This is a genomic window from Variovorax sp. RA8 (genome assembly GCF_901827175.1).
GTDB lineage: Bacteria > Pseudomonadota > Gammaproteobacteria > Burkholderiales > Burkholderiaceae_C > Variovorax.
The window spans coordinates 3,807,517-3,826,710 of record NZ_LR594662.1 but is presented as its reverse complement, the minus strand read 5'-3'; the positions used below and the strand labels follow the sequence as shown (position 1 = coordinate 3,826,710).

Genomic DNA, 19,194 nt, shown 5'->3' with positions numbered 1-19,194 from the left:
TGCGCCCGAGGGGGCGCGCGCTTGCTTGGGGCGGCCCGGCGCTGCGCTCATGCTCCCGCCATCGCGAGTCCGATCGCTTCGCGCGTCCAGGCCGAGGCCGGCCGCGGCTCACCGAGCCGCCCGCCGTGCATCACCGCGACGCGGTCGCCGAGCGCGAGCACCTCGTCGAGATCATCGGAGATCAGCAGCACCGCGGCACCGGCATCGCGCGCCGCGATCAGCTGCTGCTGCACGTAGGCGACGGCGCCGACGTCCAGGCCCCAGGTGGGCTGGTGCGCGACGATCAGGCGCGCAGTCTTGCTCTTCGCCGCATCCGGCGCCAGCAGCGCCCGCCCGAGGATCAGCTTCTGCATGTTGCCGCCCGAGAGCGAGCGCGCCGGCGCGTCCAGCCCGGCGCCGCGGACGTCGAAGGCCTGCTCGACGCGGCGCGCATGGGCACGCGCCGCCGCGCGCCGGACCCAGAGCCAGCGTGAAAAGGGCGCGCTGCGAAGCCGCTCGGATACTGCGTTTTCCCAGACCGGCAGGTCGCCCACCACGCCGACCGCGTGCCGATCCTCCGGGATGCGAGCCACCCCGCGCCGGACCAGGCGCGCGGGAGAGGCAGGCAGTGCCCGGCCCATCAGCTGTACGCTGCCGCCCGTGGCGCGGCGGGTGCCGCCGAGCAGTTCCGCCAGCGCGACCTGGCCATTGCCCGAAACGCCCGCCACGGCCGTGATCTCGCCCGCGCGCAGGCTCAGGGAAACATCGACCAGCCGGTCATGCCCCTCGCCGGCGGTGCGTACATGGTCGAGCACGCACACCGCGTCGCCCACCTGCCGCGACGGCGTTCGCTTCACGCCCTCGACCGCATGGCCGACCATCCACAGCGCCAGCTGCGCCGCCGTGGTCTCGCGGGTGGGCGCCTCGGCCACCAGCTTGCCGCCGCGCAACACGGCCACGCGGTGCGAGACGCGCAGCACCTCGTCCAGCTTGTGGCTGATGAAAATGATCGAGAGCCCGCCGGCCACCATTTGCGAGAGCGTGCCGAACAGCGCCTCGCTTTCCTGCGGCGTGAGCACGGCGGTGGGCTCGTCGAGGATCAGGATGCGCGCGCCGCGATGCAGCGCCTTGAGGATCTCCACCCGCTGCCGCTCGCCCACCGACAGGCTGCCAACCCGGGCGTCCGGCTGCACCGGCAGGCCGAAACGTTGCGAGACCTCCAGCAGCCTGGCGCGTGCGGCGCCGCGGCGCGAGAACGGCTGCCACAACGGCTCGGTCCCCATCGTCACGTTGTCGAGCACGCTGAGGTTGTCGGCCAGCGCGAAGTGCTGGTGCACCATGCCGATGCCCGCGGCCAAGGCCGCCTTGGGCAGGCCTGGCGCGAGCGGCCGGCCGAAGGCCTCGATCTCGCCTTCGTCGGCGGTGTAGTGGCCGAACAGGATCGACATCAGTGTGGACTTGCCGGCGCCGTTCTCGCCCAGCAGCGCGAGCACTTCGCCGGCGCGGAGCTCGAGCGAGATCGCATCGTTGGCGACCAGGGTGCCGAAGCGCTTGGTGATGCTGCGCAGCGACAGCACGATGTCTTGCTCACTCTCCCGGAGAGGAAGGGAGCAGGAACTCACCATCTCGCCTATTTCGCGGTGGACTTCGGCTGGCTGTCGTCCACCTTCACCGTGAACTTGCCCGACAGGATGTCGGCCTCCTTGGCCTTGACCTTGGCGACGATCCCGGCCGGCACCTTCTTCTCGAAGGTGCCCAGCGGCGCCAGCTCGGAGCCCTTGTGCTTCATCATCGAATAGGGGCCGTAGTCCTCGGCGGTGAACTTGCCTTCCTTCACCAGCTTGATCGCCCGGTCGGCCGACGGCTCGAAGTTCCAGAGCGCCGAGGCCACCACGGTGTCGGGGTACTTGTCCTGCGTATCGATCACGTTGCCGATGGCGAGCTTGCCCTTTTCCTTGGCCGCGTCGCTGACGCCGAAGCGCTCCGCGTACATCACGTCGGCGCCCTTGTCGATCATCGCGAAGGCGGCCTCCTTGGCCTTGGGCGGATCGAACCAGCTGTTGATGAAGCTCACGCTGAACTCCACCTTCGGGTTGGTCTCCCTCGCACCTGCCATGAAGGCATTCATCAGCCGGTTGACCTCGGGAATGGGGAAGCCGCCCACCATGCCGATCTTGTTGGTCTTGGTCATGCCGCCGGCGACCATCCCGGAGAGATAGGCCGGCTCCTGGATGTAGTTGTCGAAGACCGAGAAGTTGGGCGCCTGCGGCTTCAGCGACGAGCCCATCAGGAAGGCCGTCTTCGGGAAGTCCTTGGCGACCTTGCGCGCCGCTGCCTCGACGCCGAAGACCTCGCCCAGGATCAGCTGGTTGCCGGCCTGCGCATACTCGCGCATCACGCGCTCGTAGTCGGCGTTGGCGACGTTCTCGGTCGCCTTGTACTCGATCTCGCCGCGCGCTTCCGCCGCTTTCAGCGCCTTGTGGATGCGGCCGACCCATTGCTGCTCGAAGGGCACCGTGTAGACGGCGGCCACCTTGAGCTTGGCCTGCGCAAGCGCAAGGCCGGGTGTGCACACCACGAGCGCTGCGGCTAGGGCGACTGAACGGGCGATCAGATGACGGCGTAAGGACACAGGCTTCTCCTCAGGTTGCAATTCATTCGGGAAACACCGCGGAACCGGCTTCGCCGGGCCGCTGGTGTTGCCCCCGGTAGGGGGTGGGCGGCTACACGAAGTGAGCCAACCTGGGGGCGAGCGTCATTTCGTGCCGAAGATCCGGTCGCCGGCGTCGCCCAGCCCGGGCAGGATGTAGCCGTGGCTGTTGAGTTCGCGGTCGATGGCCGCGGTGTAGATGGGCACGTCGGGGTGCGCGGCCTGGAAGGTCTTGATGCCTTCCGGGCAGGTCAGCAGGCACACGAACTTGATCGACTTCGGGGTCAGCTCCTTGAGCCGCTCCACCGCCGCGACTGCCGAGTTGCCGGTGGCGAGCATCGGATCGACCACGATGCAGTCGCGCTCGCCCATCTCGCCCGGCATCTTGAAGTAGTACTCCACCGCGGTCAGCGTCTTGGGGTCGCGGTACAGGCCGATGTGGCCCACGCGCGCGCCGGGCACCACGCTGAGCATGCCGTCGAGGATGCCGGTGCCGGCGCGCAGGATGGAGACCAGCACCACCTTCTTGCCGTCGATCACTTTGGCGTTCATGGTCTCGAGCGGGGTCTCGATCTCGATGTCCTGCATCGGCATGTCGCGCGTGACCTCGTAGGCCATCAGCATGCTGATCTCGTTGAGGAGGCGACGGAAGCTGTTGGTGCTGGCCTCCTTGCGGCGCATCAGCGTGAGCTTGTGCTGGACGAGGGGATGATCGACGAGATGGACGTTGCTCATGGGTGGGCTTGAATGCGTTTCGAAAGTGGGGAGTCTAGAAGACCGTGCCGTCGCTCTCGATGCGCAGGGGCGGCGTTCCTCCACGCAAGCGCTGTGCCAGTACGCGGCCCGCGGCCCAGGTGCCGCCTTCGAGCACGCGGGCGAGCGGCAGCTCTTCCTCGCTGCGGTCCAGCACCTTGCGCACGCGCGGCGCCAGCTCGTCGAGCAGCGCGATGGTCAGCGCGCGCCATTCGACGATGAACTCGTCGCCCGTCTTCCAGGTGAGCTCCAGCATGGCCTTGTCCCGCGGCACGATGACACCGCTGTCGATCAGCAGGCCGCCGTTGCGGTACTCGGGCAAGGCGGTCAGCGCCTCCAGGTGGCGCACCCTGACGCCGGCCCATTCGAAGGGCTCGATGAGCGAATAGGTGAGCCACTGCGAGAGCTTGTGGAAGGGCATCCAGCCGTTGGTGAGCCCGGGCCCGTGTACGGCGCGATGACGCCAGCAGTCGCCCAGGGCCAGTGCGGGATCGCCCGAAGGGATGCCGCCTGCTGCATCGCTGCCGTCCGCGGTGAGGCTGTCGACGTGGTTGGCGGAGGGCCAGATGCACGACAGCGAATCGAGCAGCAGCGAGAGAATCTGGTGCGCCGTGACCTCCGCTGTCGGCGGCGCGCTGGGGCCGAGGGGGCTGACCAGCGCATTGAACATGCCGCCCGGGCGGCCGTCGTCGCCGAAGGTCTCGGGCTGCTCGCTCATCGCCTCGCCCAGGCGACGCAGCAGCGTGGCGCGGCCGGCGAGACCCACGAGCGGATTCGTGTCGCTGACCTGGAAGGCATCGCCCAGCCGGTCGGTCACCAGGCCGCGCAGCCCTGCGGCGTCTGCCTGCAGGGGGCGATCGGGGTTGGAGGAGAACAGGCCGCTGGTGAAGGCATGGAAGCTCGCAATGCCCAGTCCCTCGGAGCGCGCGAAGCGCTTGCCGGTGGCAGGCTCGGTGTAGTGCCAATAGGGTCCGGCGCCGGCATCGAGCAGCACGCTCACCAGCACCAGGTCGACATGGGCGCGGGCGCGCTCCGTCGGGTCGACCTCGCCCAGCAGCCGGTCGAGCTCCTCGAGCCGGTTCACTTCGCCGGCCTCGAAGTGGCGCCAGCGGCTGTGGAAGGGGATCGGGCCGGAGGGATAGCGCTCGTGCGTCACCGCCGCGACGGTGCGCGCGGTCTCGTCGAGCGCCGCCTCGTCGCCGATGGTGAACCATTCCGATTCGCCGCGCCGCGCGCGCGCCAGCAGCGCCTCTGCGCGAATGCGGATCGCACGCGTGGTGCGCAGGAAGGCGACTGCACCGGCGGGATGGCCGGTGTCTTCCACGAACTCGAGCGCCGGGTCGACATGGCCGTCGGCATCGGCATGGCGCACGGCGGCGTTGGAAGTGGGCCGATCGGGATCGAGCCCATAGATGTTCTTGCTCATGGATCGAGGGTCCTTCCCTTGGCCTTCTTGAGTTCTTCGGCGTCAGGCACGACGCCGGGCGTGAAATAGCCGGCCGCCATCTTGGCGTCCATCTCGACCCGCGCGTCGGCGGGGATCAACTCGTCGGGGATGTTCACCCGCTCGCCGATCTCGATGCCCGAGCCGGCGATGGCGTCGAACTTCATGTTGCTCATCGACACCAGGCGGTGGATCTTGCGGATGCCCAGCCAATGGAAGACATCGGGCATCAGCTCCTGGAAGCGCATGTCCTGCACGCCGGCCACGCACTCGGTGCGCGCGAAGTACTGGTCGGCCGTGTCGCCGCCCACCTGGCGCTTGCGCGCGTTGTAGACCAGGAACTTGGTCACCTCGCCGAGCGCCCGGCCTTCCTTGCGCGAGTAGGCGATGAGGCCGACGCCGCCGCGCTGCGCGCCGCGGATGCACTCCTCGATGGCATGCGTGAGATAGGGCCGGCAGGTGCAGATGTCGGAGCCGAAGACGTCGGAGCCGTTGCACTCGTCGTGGATTCGGGCCGTGAGCTCGACCTCGGGGTTGGCCAGGTCGCGCGGGTTGCCGAAGATGTAGAGCGTCTGGCCGCCGATGGGCGGGAGGAAGACCTCGAGGTCGGAGCGGGTCACGAGCTCGGGGTACATGCCGCCCGTTTCCTCGAAGAGCACGCGGCGCAGGTCGGTCTCGGAGCAGCCGAAGCGGCGGGCCACTTCGGGCAGGTACCACACTGGCTCGATCGCGGCCTTGGTAACGATGGCCGCGCCGCCGGGCGTGAGGAACTTGCCGTCGGCCACCAGCCGCCCCTTCTGCAGTCCCTCGATGACTTCGGGCAGGATCACGTGCGCCTTGGTGATCGCGATGGTGGGGCGGATGTCGTAGCCGGCCGCCAGCTCCGCCGCGAACGCATCGGCCACCACCGCGCCCCAGGGGTCGAGCGAGACGATGCGGCCCGGTTCGCTCCACTGCGGATAGGGCCCGATCACGTCGGTCGGCGCGGTATTGGTCAGGTCGGCCTTGTGCTCGCGCTTGAGCGCGCCGGCGGCCACGGCCAGCGCGCGGTAGACGCTGTAGGAGCCGCTGTGCGTGCCGATCACGTTGCGGTGCGCGCGCTTGGTGGTGGTGCCCACCACCGGCCCGCGCTCGGCGGCATTGGCGGCGCCCCATTGGATGGGCAGCGCGCCCATGCCGCCGGCGTGCGAGGTCAGGCGGATGTGCGGCCGCTGCGGGGAGGAAGAGGCCGGCGAACCAGATGCCGGCGTGGAGGGAGAGGGCTCGGAGGGATTCGGGGAAAGTGTCGGCGAGGAAGGAGTCGGAACGGCGTCAACGGACATTGCAGGCCCTCAAAAAACACAATGTAGCGAGGGCTTCCGCGGCTGGCAAGCCGCGTGCTGCGGGGCTTAGGCGATGCGCAACACCCGGTCGAGCGCCAGCGCGCCGCCGCCGCGTCCTACGAGGTAGAGCAGCAGCGCCGCCCACGAGAGATGCGTCGGCCAGGCATCGGGATACACGAAGACCTGGATCACCAGCGTCATGCCCAGCAGTGCGAGCGCCGAGAGGCGGGTGAACAGGCCCAGCACCAGCAGCACCGGGAACAGGTGCTCGGCGTAGGCCGCGAGATGAGCGGCGAGCTCGGGCGGCAGCAGCGGCAGCCTGTACTCGGTGCGGAACAGCTCGTAGGCGCTGGGCGTCAGCATCAGGAAGCCTTCGACCTTCGTGCGCCCCGAGAGAAAGAAGATGGCGGCGATGCCCACGCGCGTGGCCAGCGCCAGCAGGTCGTGCGGGACGAGGCGCGTGAGCAGCTCGGCCATCCGATTCCAGCGTGCGCGAAGGCTGTGCGTGTCTTCGGTTGCGAAGGGGGCAGATCCGGCGGTGTTCGAACTCATGGCGTGCTTTCGGTAGAAGGGTCAGGCGTGGTGGTGAAGGCGCCGGCGCGCAGCAGGACTTCGAGCAGCGCCGCGAGGTCGCAATCGGCATCGAGGGCCAGGGCCTGCTCGGCGGCCTCGCCCAAGGGCAGGCCGGCGGCGCAGGCATCGAGGAAAGCGCAGCCGGTCCGGCCGATGGCGCGCCAGGTCACGGCATCGGCGGGGCGTGTGAGGAGTGCGCCTTCCCCACGCCAGGAGAGTTCTTCGTCTCCATCGTGGCCATCGCCGCGGTTGCGCGCCCAGATGCTGTAGATCGGTTGCTCGTCGAACCAGGCCCAGCGCGCCGCCGAATGGAGGCGCAACACCAGGGCCGCGAGGCGATCGGGCGCACGGCGCGCCAGCCATGCCGCATTGAGCACTGGCGCATTCCCGGCCGCGTGGACCTCGCGCCACAGCGCATCGAGGCGTGCGACATCGGGCAGGTAAGGCAGCGCGGCGGCCGGCTCGAAGTGCCGGAGAAAGTCGGCGAAGCCCTCGCCGTAGTGCAGCAGCCGTCCGTCGCGCGGCGGGCTCGCCGCCGCATGCAGCGCGGCCGCGGCACGGAACCATTCGCTGCCCACCAGTCGTGCGACAGCAGGGAAATTGGCTTCGAGCGCATCGATGCAGCTCTTCATCACCGTGTTGCGGTAGACCGCGAATGCAGGCTGCGCGGCGAGCCGCCGCACCGCGGCGTCCGTGACCGCCTCGGGCGCGAACAGGGCCTGGGCGAAAGCGTCGTGGAAGCTCATGACTGGGCCTCCAGTGCGCTCGTGCCTTCGCGCAGCGCAACTTCGGCGACGTTGCGCTCCGTCATCAGCGTGTCGAAAGACGGCACGTTGCCGTCGCGCTCGATCAGCGTGGGCCGCGCGCCGGCGCGCTCGATGAAGCGGCCATAGAGACGCCAGACCTCGGGCGCGACCGGCGCATCGTGCGAGTCGATCAGCAGGGCCTCGCCCAGCGCCGGGTCGTGCGAATGGCCGGCGAGATGGATCTCGCTGACCAGCGCCGCCGGAAAGCGGTCCAGCCAGGCCTCGGCCGAGTAGCCCAGGTTGCGTGCCGACACATGGGCGTTGTTGATGTCCAGCAGCAGCGTGCAGCCGGTGCGGCGCGCCAGCTCGGCAAGGAAGTCGATCTCGTCCCAGGCGTGGCCGTCGAAGCGCAGGTAGTGGGAGGGGTTCTCGATGGCGATCGGCGTGGCCAGCGCGTCCTGCGCCCGGCCGACGTTCGCGGCGATGCGGTGCAGGGCCTCGGTCGTGCGCGCGAAGGGAAGCAGATCGGGAAAGTAGTGGCCGTTCCAGGCCGACCAGGCGAGGTGTTCGGAGATCAGCGCGGGCCGGATGCGCTCGGCAAGCACTGCCAGCCGGCGCAGGTGCGCGGCATCGGGCTCGTTCTCTCCGGCGAAGGAGAGCGAGACGCCGTGCAGCGAGACGGGATGCCGTTCGCGCACGGCCTCGAGCCAGCCGAGCCGCGGCCCGCCTGCCACCATGTAGTTCTCGGGATGCACCTCGAACCACAGCCCCTCGACCCGGGCCGACACGGCGGCGTCGTAGTGTTCGGCCTTGAGGCCGAGGCCGGCCGTGAGCGCGGGGGAGGACATGGGGTGGACGCGGCCGCGGGGTCGATCAGGACTTGATCGGCGTCAGCGAGCCCATGCCCTTGGGCGTCTTGATCGTGGCGCAGGTGCCGGCCGGCACGTTCTTCCAGGCGTTGCCCTGGTAGTCGACCTTCGAGGTGCCCGCGCAGGTGGTGCCTGGGCCGGCGGCGCAGTCGTTCTTGCCGGCCATCGAGACGCCGTAGCATTTTTCCATCGCGGCCATCTTGTCTGCCATCGGCTTCGTGTCCTGGGCCATGGCGGAACCGGCGGCGAGGGCGCCGAGGGCGAGGGCGGTGATGGCGAGGGGACGAGTGATCATGGAATGTGCTCCAGTGGTTGAGTGAAGATTGCAACCGCACCGTCTGGCGCAGTCGGTTTCTACTTCGCGGCCTGCGCGAGCCGGGTTACAGCGCGCGGCACAATCCGCCCGATTTCTTTTTTTGCGCCGGCTGTAACCGGCGGAGCCGAAAGCACGAATGACCAGTGGGAGCCCGATGGCAAAGAGCGATGCGGAGACGGTGCTGCACGACCTGTTCGTGCGCGGCCTGAACGGCGACGCCCAGGCCTATCACGCCTTCCTGCAGAAGCTCAGCGCACACCTGCGCGCCTTTCTGGCCAGGCGCCTGTTCGGCTGGCCCGATGAAGTCGAGGACCTTGTCCAGGAATGCCTGCTCGCCATGCACAACCAGCGCCACACCTACCAGAGCGACCAGCCGCTGACGGCCTGGGTGCATGCGATCGCGCGCTACAAGATGATCGACCTGTTGCGCGCCAAGTCAGGTCGAGAGGCACTGCACGACCCTCTGGATGACGAGCTCGCCGTGTTCGCAGAGTCGGCGACCGAAGCCAGCGATGCGCGGCGTGACCTGGCGGGCCTGCTCGACAGCCTGCCCGACCGGCATCGGCTGCCGATCGTGCACGTCAAGCTGGAAGGCCTCTCGGTGGCCGAGACCGCGCGCTTGACCGGCATGTCGGAATCGGCGGTCAAGGTCGGCATCCATCGCGGGCTCAAGGCGTTGGCAGTGAAGATCGGAAAGTCCTCATCATGAAAACAGACGAGCTTGTGGCCTTGCTTGCGGCGCGCGCGGAGCCGGTACCGCGGCACGCCGCCGCACGGCGCTTCGCAGTCGCCCTCGCGGTCGGGCTGCCCCTGTCGATCGCCGTGATGGCGATCGAGTTCGGGGCGCGTCGCGACCTGGTGCAGACCATGTTCTGGCCGATGTTCTGGGTCAAGCTGCTGTTCCCTGCCTGTATTGCGGTCGCCGGCTTCGTGATCGTGCAGCGGCTGGCGCGGCCCGGTGTGCGCGTGCGTGCGGCCTGGCTGGGCCTGGCCGTGCCGGTGCTGCTGGTGTGGGCGATGGGACTGGCGGCGTGGCTGATGGCGCCGGTCGACGAACGCGCGGCGATGGTGTGGGGGCAGACCTGGCGGACCTGTGTCTTCAACATCGCGCTGATCTCGCTGCCGGTGTTCGTGGCTGCGCTGGCGGCACTGAAGAGCCTCGCGCCGACGCAGCCTGCGCTGGCCGGCGCGGCGGCCGGGGCGATGTCGGCCGGGGCGGGGGCTGCGGTGTACGCCTTGCACTGCCCCGAACTGGCGGCGCCGTTCCTGGCGATCTGGTATGTGATGGGGATGGGTGTGCCGGTGCTCGCGGGGGCGCTTATCGGGCACCGGCTGCTGAGGTGGTGAGTCCGGGCGGACGAACAGTACCCAGATTGGGTCGGATCATGCCCGATTTGGGCATCGTCCCCAGCCTTACCGCCGTGTCTTGGCCCCGAAGATCCCCCCCAGCACCCCTCGCAGGATCTCCTTGCCAACCTGCGTGCCCATCGTCCGCATCGCCGACTTGGCCATGGTCTGCGCCAGACCGTCGCGCTTGCCGCCGCGCGGCCCTGTCGAGCCGAACAGGATCTCGTTCAAGCTGCCCATGACGCCGCCCGATTCGGCCGGCGCCGCGGCGCCCGGCTTGCCGGCAGACGCAGGCGGAGCACCCGGCGCCGTCTCGGCTCGCCCCTTGAGCTTCTCGTAGGCGGATTCCCGGTCCTCCGCCTTCTCGTAGACGCCCGCCACCAGCGAGTTCGCGATCAGCGCCTGCCGTTGCGCCGGGGTGATCGGCCCGATCTGGCTGCCCGGCGGCAGCACGTAGACGCGCTCGGTGATGCTGGGCCGCCCCTTGGCATCGAGGAAGCTCACCAGCGCCTCGCCCACCGCCAGCTCGGTGATCGCCGTCTCGATGTCCAGGCCCGGCTTCTGCCGCATCGTCGTGGCGGTGGCCTTCACCGCCTTCTGGTCGCGCGGTGTGAAGGCGCGCAACGCGTGCTGCACACGGTTGCCCAACTGCGCCAGCACTGTGTCCGGAATGTCCAGCGGGTTCTGCGTCACGAAGAACACGCCCACGCCCTTGGAGCGCACCAGCCGCACCACCAGTTCGATGCGCTCGACCAGGGCCTTGGGCGCTTCGTTGAAGAGCAGGTGCGCCTCGTCGAAGAAGAAGACCAGCTTGGGCTGCTCCGGGTCGCCGATCTCGGGCAACTGCTCGAACAGCTCCGACAGCAGCCACAGCAGGAAGGTGGCATAGAGCCGCGGCGAGTTCATCAGCTTGTCGGCCGCCAGGATGTTGACCACGCCCTTGCCGCCCTCGGTCTGCATGAAGTCCGAGATGTTGAGCATCGGCTCGCCGAAGAAGTTGTCGCCGCCCTGGCTCTCGATCTGCAGCAGCCCGCGCTGGATCGCGCCGACACTGGCGGCGCTGATGTTGCCGTACTCGGTGGTGAACTGGCTGGCGTTCTCGCCCACGTGCTGCAGCATGGCGCGCAGGTCCTTGAGGTCCAGCAGCAGCAAGCCGTTGTCGTCGGCGATCTTGAACACCAGGTTCAGCACGCCGGCCTGGGTCTCGTTGAGGTTGAGCATGCGGCCCAGCAGCAGGGGCCCCATGTCGGAGACCGTAGCGCGCACCGGGTGGCCCTGTTCGCCGAACACGTCCCACAGGGTGACCGGGCAGGCCAGCGGCTGGGGCAGCTCGATGCCGCGCTCCTTCAGGGTGGCGGCCATCTTCTCGCCGATGCTGCCGGCCTGGCTGGCGCCGGTCAGGTCGCCCTTGACGTCGGCCATGAAGACCGGCACGCCGATGGCCGAGAGCTTTTCGGCGATCGTCTGCAGGGTGACGGTCTTGCCGGTGCCGGTGGCGCCGGTGATCAAGCCGTGGCGATTGGCGAGCCCCGGCAGAAGGTTGCATTCGATGGTGTCGTGGCGGGCGATCAGGAGGGGGGCGGCCATGGGGTGCTCCGGGGTTGGGGACTGGCCGCAGTCTATCCAAGGCGCCCGGGGGCGCCTTCTATAATTCCGACCCCGTGCGATAGTTCATTCAAAAGTTCTCGGAGTCCCTCTTGTCATCGACCCAGCCCCCCATTTCCGCCCTTGGCGATGCACCCGAACAGTCCACTCTGGAGAACGAGCTGGCCGTGCTTCTGGTGGAGTCGCTGAATCTCGAGATCGCACCCTCCGAGATCGCGCCGACGGCGCCGTTGTACGGTGAAGGACTGGGGCTCGATTCGATCGACATCCTCGAGGTCGCGCTCGAGGTCTCGCGCAAGTACGGCTTCCAGCTGCGCTCGGACGACGAGCGCAACCAGCAGATCTTCCAGTCCCTGCGCAGCCTCGCAGCCCACGTCGCCCAGAATCGCGGCGATTCCTGACGCCTGATCCATGTCTCGATGGCGCATGGCGCTCCTGCTGTTGGCGGGGGTGGCCTATGCCGGTGTCTCCCATTGGATGATGCTCTTCCATGCCGCCGAGCCCTGGGCGGTGGGGGTGCTGCTCGGTCCGCTGTGGCTGACGGCGCTGGGGCTGGCGGGTAGCCGTTTCGGCGGCTGGGGCCTGGCGATCGCGGCGGCGGTGGGCGTGCTCGGATTCGCGCTGGTGCTGCGCGGCGATGCGGGCGACCCCAACCGGCTCTACATGCTGCAGCACGTGGGCATCAATGCGCTGCTGTGCGGCTGGTTCGGCGGCACGCTGCGGCGCGACCGGCTGTCGCTGATCGGCCAGTTCGCCGCACGCATCCACCCGCTGTCGCCCGGGATGCGCGAGTACACCTGGCGCGTGACCCGGGTCTGGACCGTGTACTTCGCGCTGCTGGTGCTGGCCTCGGTGATGGTGTATGCCACGATGTCCTTCGCTGCCTGGTCGGTGCTCGCCAACCTGCTCACGCCCCTGATGGTTGGAATCCTCTTCGTGGGCGAGTATCTGCTGCGCTACCGGCTGCATCCCGAATTCGAGCGCACCCGCCTGATCGACACGGTGCGCGCCTTCTACAGCGCGCCGGTCGACCCGGCGGCACGGCAATGAATGTGACTGGCCTCGACCTTCTTCCGCTTCTGAGCGAGCGCGATCCGGACGCGCCCCTCGCCTGGCGCGCCGGCGTGCCGGTCAGCGCACGCGAGTTCCTGGCCGACGTGGCGCGCCTGGCGCTGCAACTGCCGGAGGGTGGCCCGGTGGTGAACCTCTGCAGCGATCGCTATGCCTTCGCGCTGGGGCTCGCAGCGGCGCTGGTGCGCGGCCAGGCCAGCCTGCTGCCTCCGGATGCGCGGCCCGACACGCTGGCGCGGCTGGTCGAGCCGGGCGGCCGCACCTATGCGCTGGTGGACGACCCGGAGGTCGCCACCCCAGGCATGTCGCGCACCCTCGTCGAGCACCGGCCGCCGCCGGGCGGCGCGAGTGCGCAGCCGGTGCCGGAGATCGGCGGCGGCCTGCATGCCGTGAGCCTGCTGACTTCCGGCTCCACCGGCGTGCCGCAGCCCCATGCCAAGTCCTGGAAGACGCTGGTGGGTGATGTGGCTGCCGCGGTAGCCCGGCTGGCGGAACTGCTCGGGCGCCCCTCGCTGGCCGGCCTGACGCTGGTGGCTACCGTGCCGGTGCAGCACAGCTACGGCCTCGAATCCTCGGCCCTGCTGGCGATGCTCGGCGGTGCCGCCTTCGACAGCGGCCGGCCCTTCTTCCCGGCGGACGTCGCCCAGGCGCTGGCCTCGGTGCCGCAGCCCCGCGCGCTGGTCACCACGCCCTTCCACCTCAAGACGCTGCTGCTCTCCGGCATTGCGCTGCCGCCGGTGGACTTGATCCTCTCGGCCACCGCGCCGCTCTCGCCTCAGCTCGCTGCGCAGGCCGAGCAGGCCATGGGCGGCCAGCTGATCGAGATCTACGGCAGCACCGAATCAGGCCAGGTCGCGACGCGGCGGCCGACGCGCAGCGAGGTCTGGGAGACCTTCGGCGAGATCCGCGTGCATGCCGAGCGTGACGCCGCGGGCGCGGAGCGCTTCGTCTTCGCCGGCGACTTCGTGCCCGAGCCGACGCCGATGGCCGACGTGCTGGAGCTGCTCGACGACCGCCGTTTCCGCCTGCTCGGGCGCGCCAACGACCTGATCCACGTCGCCGGCCGGCGCAGCTCGCTGGGCTACCTCAACCATCACCTCAACAGCATTCCGGGCGTGGAGGATGGCGCCTTCTGGCTGCCCGACGACGTGACCGACGGCGTGGTGCGCCCGGTCGCCTTCGTGGTTGCGCCCAAGCTCGATGCCCACGCCATCGTCGCGGCGCTGCGCGAGCGTCTCGAGGCGGTCTTCGTGCCGCGCCGCGTGGTGCATGTGAACGCCTTCCCGCGCGAAGGCACCGGCAAGCTGACGGCGCGTGCCCTGCGCGAGTTCGCGCTGGCGCAGCTCGCCCCGGACGGCGCGCCGGTGCAGCTCACGCACGAGGTACCGGCAGACCACCCGGTTTTCGCGGGCCACTTCCCGGGCCAGCCGCTGCTGCCCGGCGCCTTGCTGCTGTCGGAGGTGCTGGAGGCCGCCCAACGCGTACCCGCACTGGCGGCCCGCCTGGGCCCGCGGCCGACGCTGGCCGCGGCCAAGTTCCTGGCGCCGGTGCGCCCGGGCAGCACGCTGCGCATCGACCTCAGCCCCGAGACCGGCGCCTCGCGCGGGCTGCGCTTCGAGGTGCGGGTGGCGGAGGTGGTCGCCGCGAGCGGCCGCTGGACCCCCGGCGGAGCGTCATGAGCCGCACCGCCGCTCCGAAGGCGAACAGCACCGTCGCCGAAGGCGAGGACATTCCGGTGAGCGTGGCACAGCCACCCGAGGCCGGCGATGCGAAATCGCGCCGAGCCGACTGGTCACGCACGCCGGAGCGCAGCAACATGCTGGCGCTGCGCGTGATCTGCTGGATCGCGATCCGCTGCGGCCGCCCGCTGGCGCGGCTGGTGCTGCATCCGATCTGCCTGTACTTCCTGCTGTTCTCTCCCGCCCCGCGCCGGCACATCAAGCGCTACCTGTTCCGGGCCATCGGGCCGCGCGCGGGCTGGTCCGATGGGTACCGGCTGCTGCACGCCTTTGCGTCCACCGTGCTCGACCGCATCTATTTCCTGCGGGGGCGCATGGACCTGTTCGACGTGCGCGTGCATGGCAACGTGCCGGTCGAAGCCGAGGTGGCCGCGGGACGCGGCGCCTTCATGCTCGGCGCGCACATCGGCAGCTTCGAGGCCATGGGCGCCTGCAAGCACCAGAGCGGCCGTCCCAAGGACCTGCGGCTCGCGATGCTGATGTACCAGGACAACGCACAGCAGATCACCGCGGTGCTCGATGCCATTGCGCAGCCCGGCCTGCGGCCGCACATCATCGCCCTCGGCCGGCCTCATTCGATGCTGGACCTGCGCGACTGGCTGGACGGCGGCGGGCTCGCGGGCCTGCTGGCCGACCGCACGCTGCCGGGCCCGGAGGAGGCGGGCCAGCAGCGCGGCAACAGCATCACGCTGCCGTTTCTCGGGCATCCGGCCCTGATCAACGACGGTCCGTTCCGGCTGGCCGCGCTGCTGCGGCGCAAGGTGTTCTTCATGGCGGGCCTTTATGTGGGGGGCGCGCGCTACGATGTCCATTTCGAGCCGCTGGCCGACTTCAGCGATCGCGTGTCGGATCCGGCCGAGCGCGAACGTCGCATCCGCGCCGCGCTCGAAAGCTATGTCGCGCGGCTCGAAGCCCTGTGCCGCGCCTACCCGTACAACTGGTTCAATTTTCATGACTTCTGGCTCGAAGATTCGGATTGAGCGCTGGTGCCGCTGGGTGGTGGCGGCGCTGGCTTTCACGGCATCCTCCGCGTGGGCCTTCGACCTGCCCGAGCTGATGGGCCTGCTCGCCCGGCAGAAGAACGGCGAGGCGCGCTTTACCGAGCAGCGCTTCGTGCGCGGCATCGAAGGGCCGCTGGACGCGAGCGGCACGCTGAGCTTCCAGGCGCCCGACCGGCTGACGCGGCGAACGCTCACGCCCCGGCCCGAGACCATGTCGGTCGACGGCAACACCCTCACCCTGTCGCGCAGCGGTCGCACCCGCACGATGACGCTGGACAGCATGCCCGAGCTGCTGGGCATGGTCGAAGCCATGCGCAGCACCTTGAACGGCAATGCGCAGACCCTTCGGCGCTACTTCCGCAGCACGCTCACGGGCACGGCCGACAAGTGGGCGCTGGATCTGGTGCCCATCGACGAGAGGCTGGCTGCCCAGGTGCGCTCGCTGCGCCTGACCGGCCGCGCGGGCGAGGTGCTCGGCGTCGAGATGGAGTTCATCGGCGGCGACCGCTCTGTCATGGCCATCACGCCGGTGCGCGGCGCATCGTGAGCCGGCCCGAGGCAGCAGCGTCCGGCCGGGGGCGCCACGCGCTGGCCATCGTCATCTGGCTGCTGGCGCTGGCGGCCGGCATCGCGCTCATCGCGCGCACGCATTTCAGCGCCGACCTCTCGGCCTTCCTGCCCGCGAGCCCGGACGAGCGGCAGCGCGTGCTGATCGAGCAGCTGCAAAGCGGCATCGCCTCGCGCACCGTCTTCATCGGCATCGAAGGCGGCAAGGATGCCGGGCAGCGCGGGGCTGTGTCGCGCGCCGTCGCGGCATCGATGCGCGAGAGCAAGCTCTTCGACCAGGTGCAGAACGGCGAGACCGGCGACTGGAAGGAGGCGGGCACCTGGCTCTTCGAGCATCGCTACCAGCTGGCGCCCGACATCGCGCCCGAGCGCTTCACGGCGGCGGGCCTGCGCGATGCCATCGGCGACACGCTGTCGCTGCTGGGCACGCCGGCCGGCAACCTGGTCAAGCCGCTGCTGGAGCGCGATCCCACCGGCGAGACCCAGCGCATCGCCGAGGGCCTGATCCCGGCTAGCTCGCCGCGCAGCGAGGAGGGCGTGTGGGTCTCGCGCAGCGCGCCGCGGGCGCTGATCCTGGCCACCACCCATGCAGCGGGCAGCGACCTGGACGCGCAGGCGCAAGCGATCGCGCGCGTCCAGCAGGCGTTCGACGCCGCCACGCGCGAGATGAACGGCGCCGGCCCGCGCTTGCAGCTGACCGGCGCGCCCGTGTTCTCGGTGCAGAGCCGCGACCAAATCAAGCACGAGGCCATCCAGCTCGCCACCGTCGGCGGCATCGTGATGGGCGCCTTGCTGCTGCTGGCCTTCGCCTCGCCGCGCGCGCTGGTGGTGGCGCTGCTGCCGGTGGCCACCGGCGTGGTCGGCGGCACGGCGGCGGTGAGCCTGGTGTTCGGCGAGGTGCACGGCCTCACCATGGGCTTCGGCAGTACGCTGATCGGCGAGACCGTGGACTACGCGATCTACTACCTGATCCAGGCGCGCGGCGCCGCCGTGCCGGGCACCGGGTGGATGCGCTGGCGCGAAATCCATTGGCCAACGGTGCGGCTGGGCCTGCTGACCTCGGTCTGCGGCTTCGCGGCGCTGGTGTTCTCAGGCTTCCCGGGCCTGGCGCAGCTGGGCGTGTTCTCGCTGGCCGGACTGGTCGCCGCGGCGCTGGTCGCTCGCTTCGTGCTGCCGGTGCTGGCGCCAGACGGCGCAGCCGGCATGGGCATGCGGCGGCAGATGGCGCGCATCGCGGGCCTGATCGTGCGGGCGCTGCCACGGCTGCGCCTGGTCTTCGCCGGCCTCGGCATTGCGGCGCTGGGCCTGGTGCTCTGGCAGGGCGGCCACCTGTGGCGCGCCGACCTGAGCGCGATGAGCCCGGTGCCCAAGGCGGCGCAGCAGCTCGACGAGGAGCTGCGCGCCGACATCGGCGCCAGCGATGGTGGCACGCTCGTGGTGGTGCGCGGCGCGGACGAGCAGGCGGCCCTGCGCAACACCGAGGCCGCCTCCGCGAAGCTCGAGACGCTGGTAGGCCAGGGCGAGCTCGCCGGCTTCGAGAGCGTCACCCGCATGCTGCCCAGCGAGGCCGCTCAGGCGGCGCGCATCGCCAGCCTGCCCGATGCCGCGACCTTGAAGGCGCGGCTGGCCGAAGCCACCCAGGGCCTGCCCCTGCCGGCGAGCCGGCTCGCGCCCTTCCTGGCCGATGTGGAGAAGGCGCGCGGCCAGCCCATGATCCGCCGCTCCGATCTGGCGGGCGGGCCGCTGGACGCGGTGGTCAGCGCACTGATGTTCGAGCGCCCCGGCGGCGGTTGGTCGACGCTGGTCGCGCTGCATCCCGGCGAGCGCTTCGACGCGAAGCGGCTCGAGGCCGCGCTCGCCGAGGTGCCCGAGGTGCAGGTGGTCAACGTGGGCGACGAGTTGCGCAGCCTCTACCGGCGCTATCTGCACGAGGCCTTCGTGCAGGTCATGCTGGGCGCGCTCGCGGTGGTCTTGCTGCTGGGCGCCTGGCTGCGCTCGGGGCGCCGGCTGCTGGCAGTGTGCGAGCCGTTGCTGGTCGCGGTGCTGCTCACGCTGGGCGGGCTGGCCGTGCTGCAGGTGCCGCTCGGCATCCTGCACCTGGTGGGCCTGCTGCTGGTGGTGGCGGTGGGCTCGAACTACGCGCTCTTCTTCGACCAGCTGCGCGAGACCGGCCGTGCCGACGAGGACACCTTGGCCTCGCTGCTGCTGGCCAACCTGACGACCGTGGTGTCCTTCACGCTGATCGCGATCTCCGACATCCCGGCGCTGTCGGCCATCGGCCGCGTGGTCGCGCCCGGTGCGCTGCTGGCGCTGCTGCTGTCGGCCGCCTTCGCGCGCGGGCCGGCGGGTGCCTCCGCGCCACATCGCTGATGGGAGAATCGGCGCCGATGTCCCAAGCCCTTCCTGCCTCCGGATCGTGGCGTTGGCCGCCCGTCGTGCGCGCCAGTGTCGGCTGGCACCTGCTGGCGCTCGCGGCGGCGCTTTTCGTGCCGGGGGCGGTGCCCTGGGCCATCGGTGCGGTGGTGCTGAACCATGTGCTGATCACCGCCGCGGGCCTGACGCCGCGCAGCAGCCTGCTGGGGCCGAACATCACGCGGCTGCCGGCGGCCTCGGCGGCGCGCGGCGAGGTCGCGATCACCATCGATGACGGCCCCGATCCCGCAGTCACGCCGCAGGTGCTGGACCTGCTCGACGCCGAGGGCCAGCGCGCCACTTTCTTCTGCATCGCCGAGCGCGTGCGAGAGCACCCGGCCTTGGCACGCGAGATCGTCGCGCGCGGCCACAGCATCCAGAACCACACGGCGCGGCATCGCCACAACTTCTCCTTCCTCGGGCCGCGCGGCTTCCATACCGAGATCGAACGCGCGCAGCGGCTGCTGCAGGAAGTGACGGGCCAGCGCCCGATCTGCTTCCGCGCGCCGGCCGGGCTGCGCAACCCTTTTCTCGCGCCGGTGCTGCACCGCCTGGGCCTGGTGCTGGTGAGCTGGACGCGCCGCGGTTTCGACACGCGCGAGCGCGATGCGGCCACTGTGCTTGCGCGCCTCACCAAAGACCTGAGGGCGGGCGACATCCTGCTGCTGCACGACGGCCATGCCGCGCGCACGGCCGGCGGACGCCCGGTGGTGCTCGAGGTCCTGCCTCTTCTGCTCGAGCGCCTTCGCACCGATGGCTTGCGCGCAGTGACGCTGCCGCAAGCCCTCACCCCCTGACCC

Annotated in this window: 19 protein-coding genes; 9 read left to right on the top strand and 10 right to left on the bottom strand. The window is 70.1% G+C overall.

The genetic code is table 11. The annotated features are described in order from the left end of the window. Window positions 1–47 precede the first annotated feature (47 nt). From E5P3_RS17885 to E5P3_RS17845, 9 genes are all read right to left on the bottom strand, one after another. Window positions 48–1,604, bottom strand: a complete 1,557-nt coding sequence (locus E5P3_RS17885; protein ID WP_162587199.1) for an ABC transporter ATP-binding protein — start codon at window positions 1,602–1,604, stop codon at window positions 48–50. A gap of 5 nt (window positions 1,605–1,609) precedes the next feature. Further along, the gene (locus E5P3_RS17880; protein ID WP_162587198.1) at window positions 1,610–2,611 is read right to left on the bottom strand and encodes a BMP family protein; all 1,002 of its coding nucleotides are present in this window, start codon (window positions 2,609–2,611) and stop codon (window positions 1,610–1,612) included. Window positions 2,612–2,734: 123 nt separating this feature from the next. Next, entirely contained in the window at window positions 2,735–3,364 is a 630-nt protein-coding gene (gene upp, locus E5P3_RS17875; protein ID WP_162587197.1) for a uracil phosphoribosyltransferase, read from the bottom strand. A 34-nt stretch (window positions 3,365–3,398) separates the two neighbouring features. Continuing rightward, window positions 3,399–4,808, bottom strand: coding sequence for a DUF1688 family protein (locus tag E5P3_RS17870; RefSeq protein WP_162587196.1), 1,410 nt, complete (start codon window positions 4,806–4,808; stop codon window positions 3,399–3,401). Then, window positions 4,805–6,148 (bottom strand): GTP cyclohydrolase II, encoded by a 1,344-nt coding sequence (locus tag E5P3_RS17865; protein WP_162587195.1) that lies wholly within the window; start codon window positions 6,146–6,148, stop codon window positions 4,805–4,807. Before E5P3_RS17865 ends, E5P3_RS17870 begins: the two co-directional genes overlap by 4 nt. Before the next feature lie 66 nt (window positions 6,149–6,214). After that, on the bottom strand, window positions 6,215–6,625 hold the full coding sequence (locus E5P3_RS17860) for a DoxX family protein (protein WP_232073474.1): 411 nt from the start codon (window positions 6,623–6,625) through the stop codon (window positions 6,215–6,217). 71 nt (window positions 6,626–6,696) lie between these two features. Continuing rightward, window positions 6,697–7,467: an HvfC/BufC N-terminal domain-containing protein gene (locus E5P3_RS17855; RefSeq protein WP_162587193.1), complete on the bottom strand. Its 771-nt coding sequence runs from the start codon at window positions 7,465–7,467 to the stop codon at window positions 6,697–6,699. Continuing rightward, a complete protein-coding gene (gene bufB, locus E5P3_RS17850; protein WP_162587192.1) occupies window positions 7,464–8,315 on the bottom strand; it encodes an MNIO family bufferin maturase in 852 nt (283 codons plus the stop codon). Before bufB ends, E5P3_RS17855 begins: the two co-directional genes overlap by 4 nt. 25 nt (window positions 8,316–8,340) lie before the next feature. Beyond that, a complete protein-coding gene (locus E5P3_RS17845) occupies window positions 8,341–8,631 on the bottom strand; it encodes a BufA1 family periplasmic bufferin-type metallophore (RefSeq protein ID WP_162587191.1) in 291 nt (96 codons plus the stop codon). A gap of 175 nt (window positions 8,632–8,806) precedes the next feature. Here E5P3_RS17845 and E5P3_RS17840 point away from each other — a divergent pair, with 175 nt between their 5' ends. Next, a complete protein-coding gene (locus E5P3_RS17840; RefSeq protein ID WP_162587190.1) occupies window positions 8,807–9,361 on the top strand; it encodes a sigma-70 family RNA polymerase sigma factor in 555 nt (184 codons plus the stop codon). Then, the gene (locus E5P3_RS17835; protein ID WP_162587189.1) at window positions 9,358–9,999 is read left to right on the top strand and encodes a DUF1109 domain-containing protein; all 642 of its coding nucleotides are present in this window, start codon (window positions 9,358–9,360) and stop codon (window positions 9,997–9,999) included. Before E5P3_RS17840 ends, E5P3_RS17835 begins: the two co-directional genes overlap by 4 nt. A 66-nt stretch (window positions 10,000–10,065) precedes the next feature. Here the strand turns inward: E5P3_RS17835 and E5P3_RS17830 are convergent, their stop codons facing one another. After that, window positions 10,066–11,586 (bottom strand): helicase HerA-like domain-containing protein, encoded by a 1,521-nt coding sequence (locus E5P3_RS17830; RefSeq protein ID WP_162587188.1) that lies wholly within the window; start codon window positions 11,584–11,586, stop codon window positions 10,066–10,068. Between the two features lie 110 nt (window positions 11,587–11,696). On the opposite strand from E5P3_RS17830, the gene E5P3_RS17825 reads away from it, so the two are divergent. From E5P3_RS17825 to E5P3_RS17795, 7 genes are read left to right on the top strand one after another with little or no spacing between them, the layout of a single operon-like run. Continuing rightward, a complete protein-coding gene (locus tag E5P3_RS17825; RefSeq protein ID WP_174263079.1) occupies window positions 11,697–12,005 on the top strand; it encodes a phosphopantetheine-binding protein in 309 nt (102 codons plus the stop codon). Between the two features lie 25 nt (window positions 12,006–12,030). Beyond that, window positions 12,031–12,654: a hypothetical protein gene (locus tag E5P3_RS17820; protein WP_232073194.1), complete on the top strand. Its 624-nt coding sequence runs from the start codon at window positions 12,031–12,033 to the stop codon at window positions 12,652–12,654. After that, the gene (locus E5P3_RS17815) at window positions 12,651–14,354 is read left to right on the top strand and encodes an AMP-binding protein (RefSeq protein WP_162587186.1); all 1,704 of its coding nucleotides are present in this window, start codon (window positions 12,651–12,653) and stop codon (window positions 14,352–14,354) included. Before E5P3_RS17820 ends, E5P3_RS17815 begins: the two co-directional genes overlap by 4 nt. Next, on the top strand, window positions 14,351–15,394 hold the full coding sequence (locus E5P3_RS17810) for an acyl-CoA synthetase (RefSeq protein WP_232073192.1): 1,044 nt from the start codon (window positions 14,351–14,353) through the stop codon (window positions 15,392–15,394). Before E5P3_RS17815 ends, E5P3_RS17810 begins: the two co-directional genes overlap by 4 nt. Then, window positions 15,366–15,962: a LolA-related protein gene (locus tag E5P3_RS17805; protein ID WP_162587185.1), complete on the top strand. Its 597-nt coding sequence runs from the start codon at window positions 15,366–15,368 to the stop codon at window positions 15,960–15,962. The genes E5P3_RS17810 and E5P3_RS17805 overlap by 29 nt, the downstream gene beginning before the upstream one ends. Further along, window positions 15,959–18,352 (top strand): MMPL family transporter, encoded by a 2,394-nt coding sequence (locus tag E5P3_RS17800; protein WP_232073190.1) that lies wholly within the window; start codon window positions 15,959–15,961, stop codon window positions 18,350–18,352. The genes E5P3_RS17805 and E5P3_RS17800 overlap by 4 nt, the downstream gene beginning before the upstream one ends. Continuing rightward, on the top strand, window positions 18,352–19,191 hold the full coding sequence (locus tag E5P3_RS17795; protein WP_162587184.1) for a polysaccharide deacetylase family protein: 840 nt from the start codon (window positions 18,352–18,354) through the stop codon (window positions 19,189–19,191). Before E5P3_RS17800 ends, E5P3_RS17795 begins: the two co-directional genes overlap by 1 nt. The last annotated feature ends 3 nt before the right edge of the window (window positions 19,192–19,194 follow it).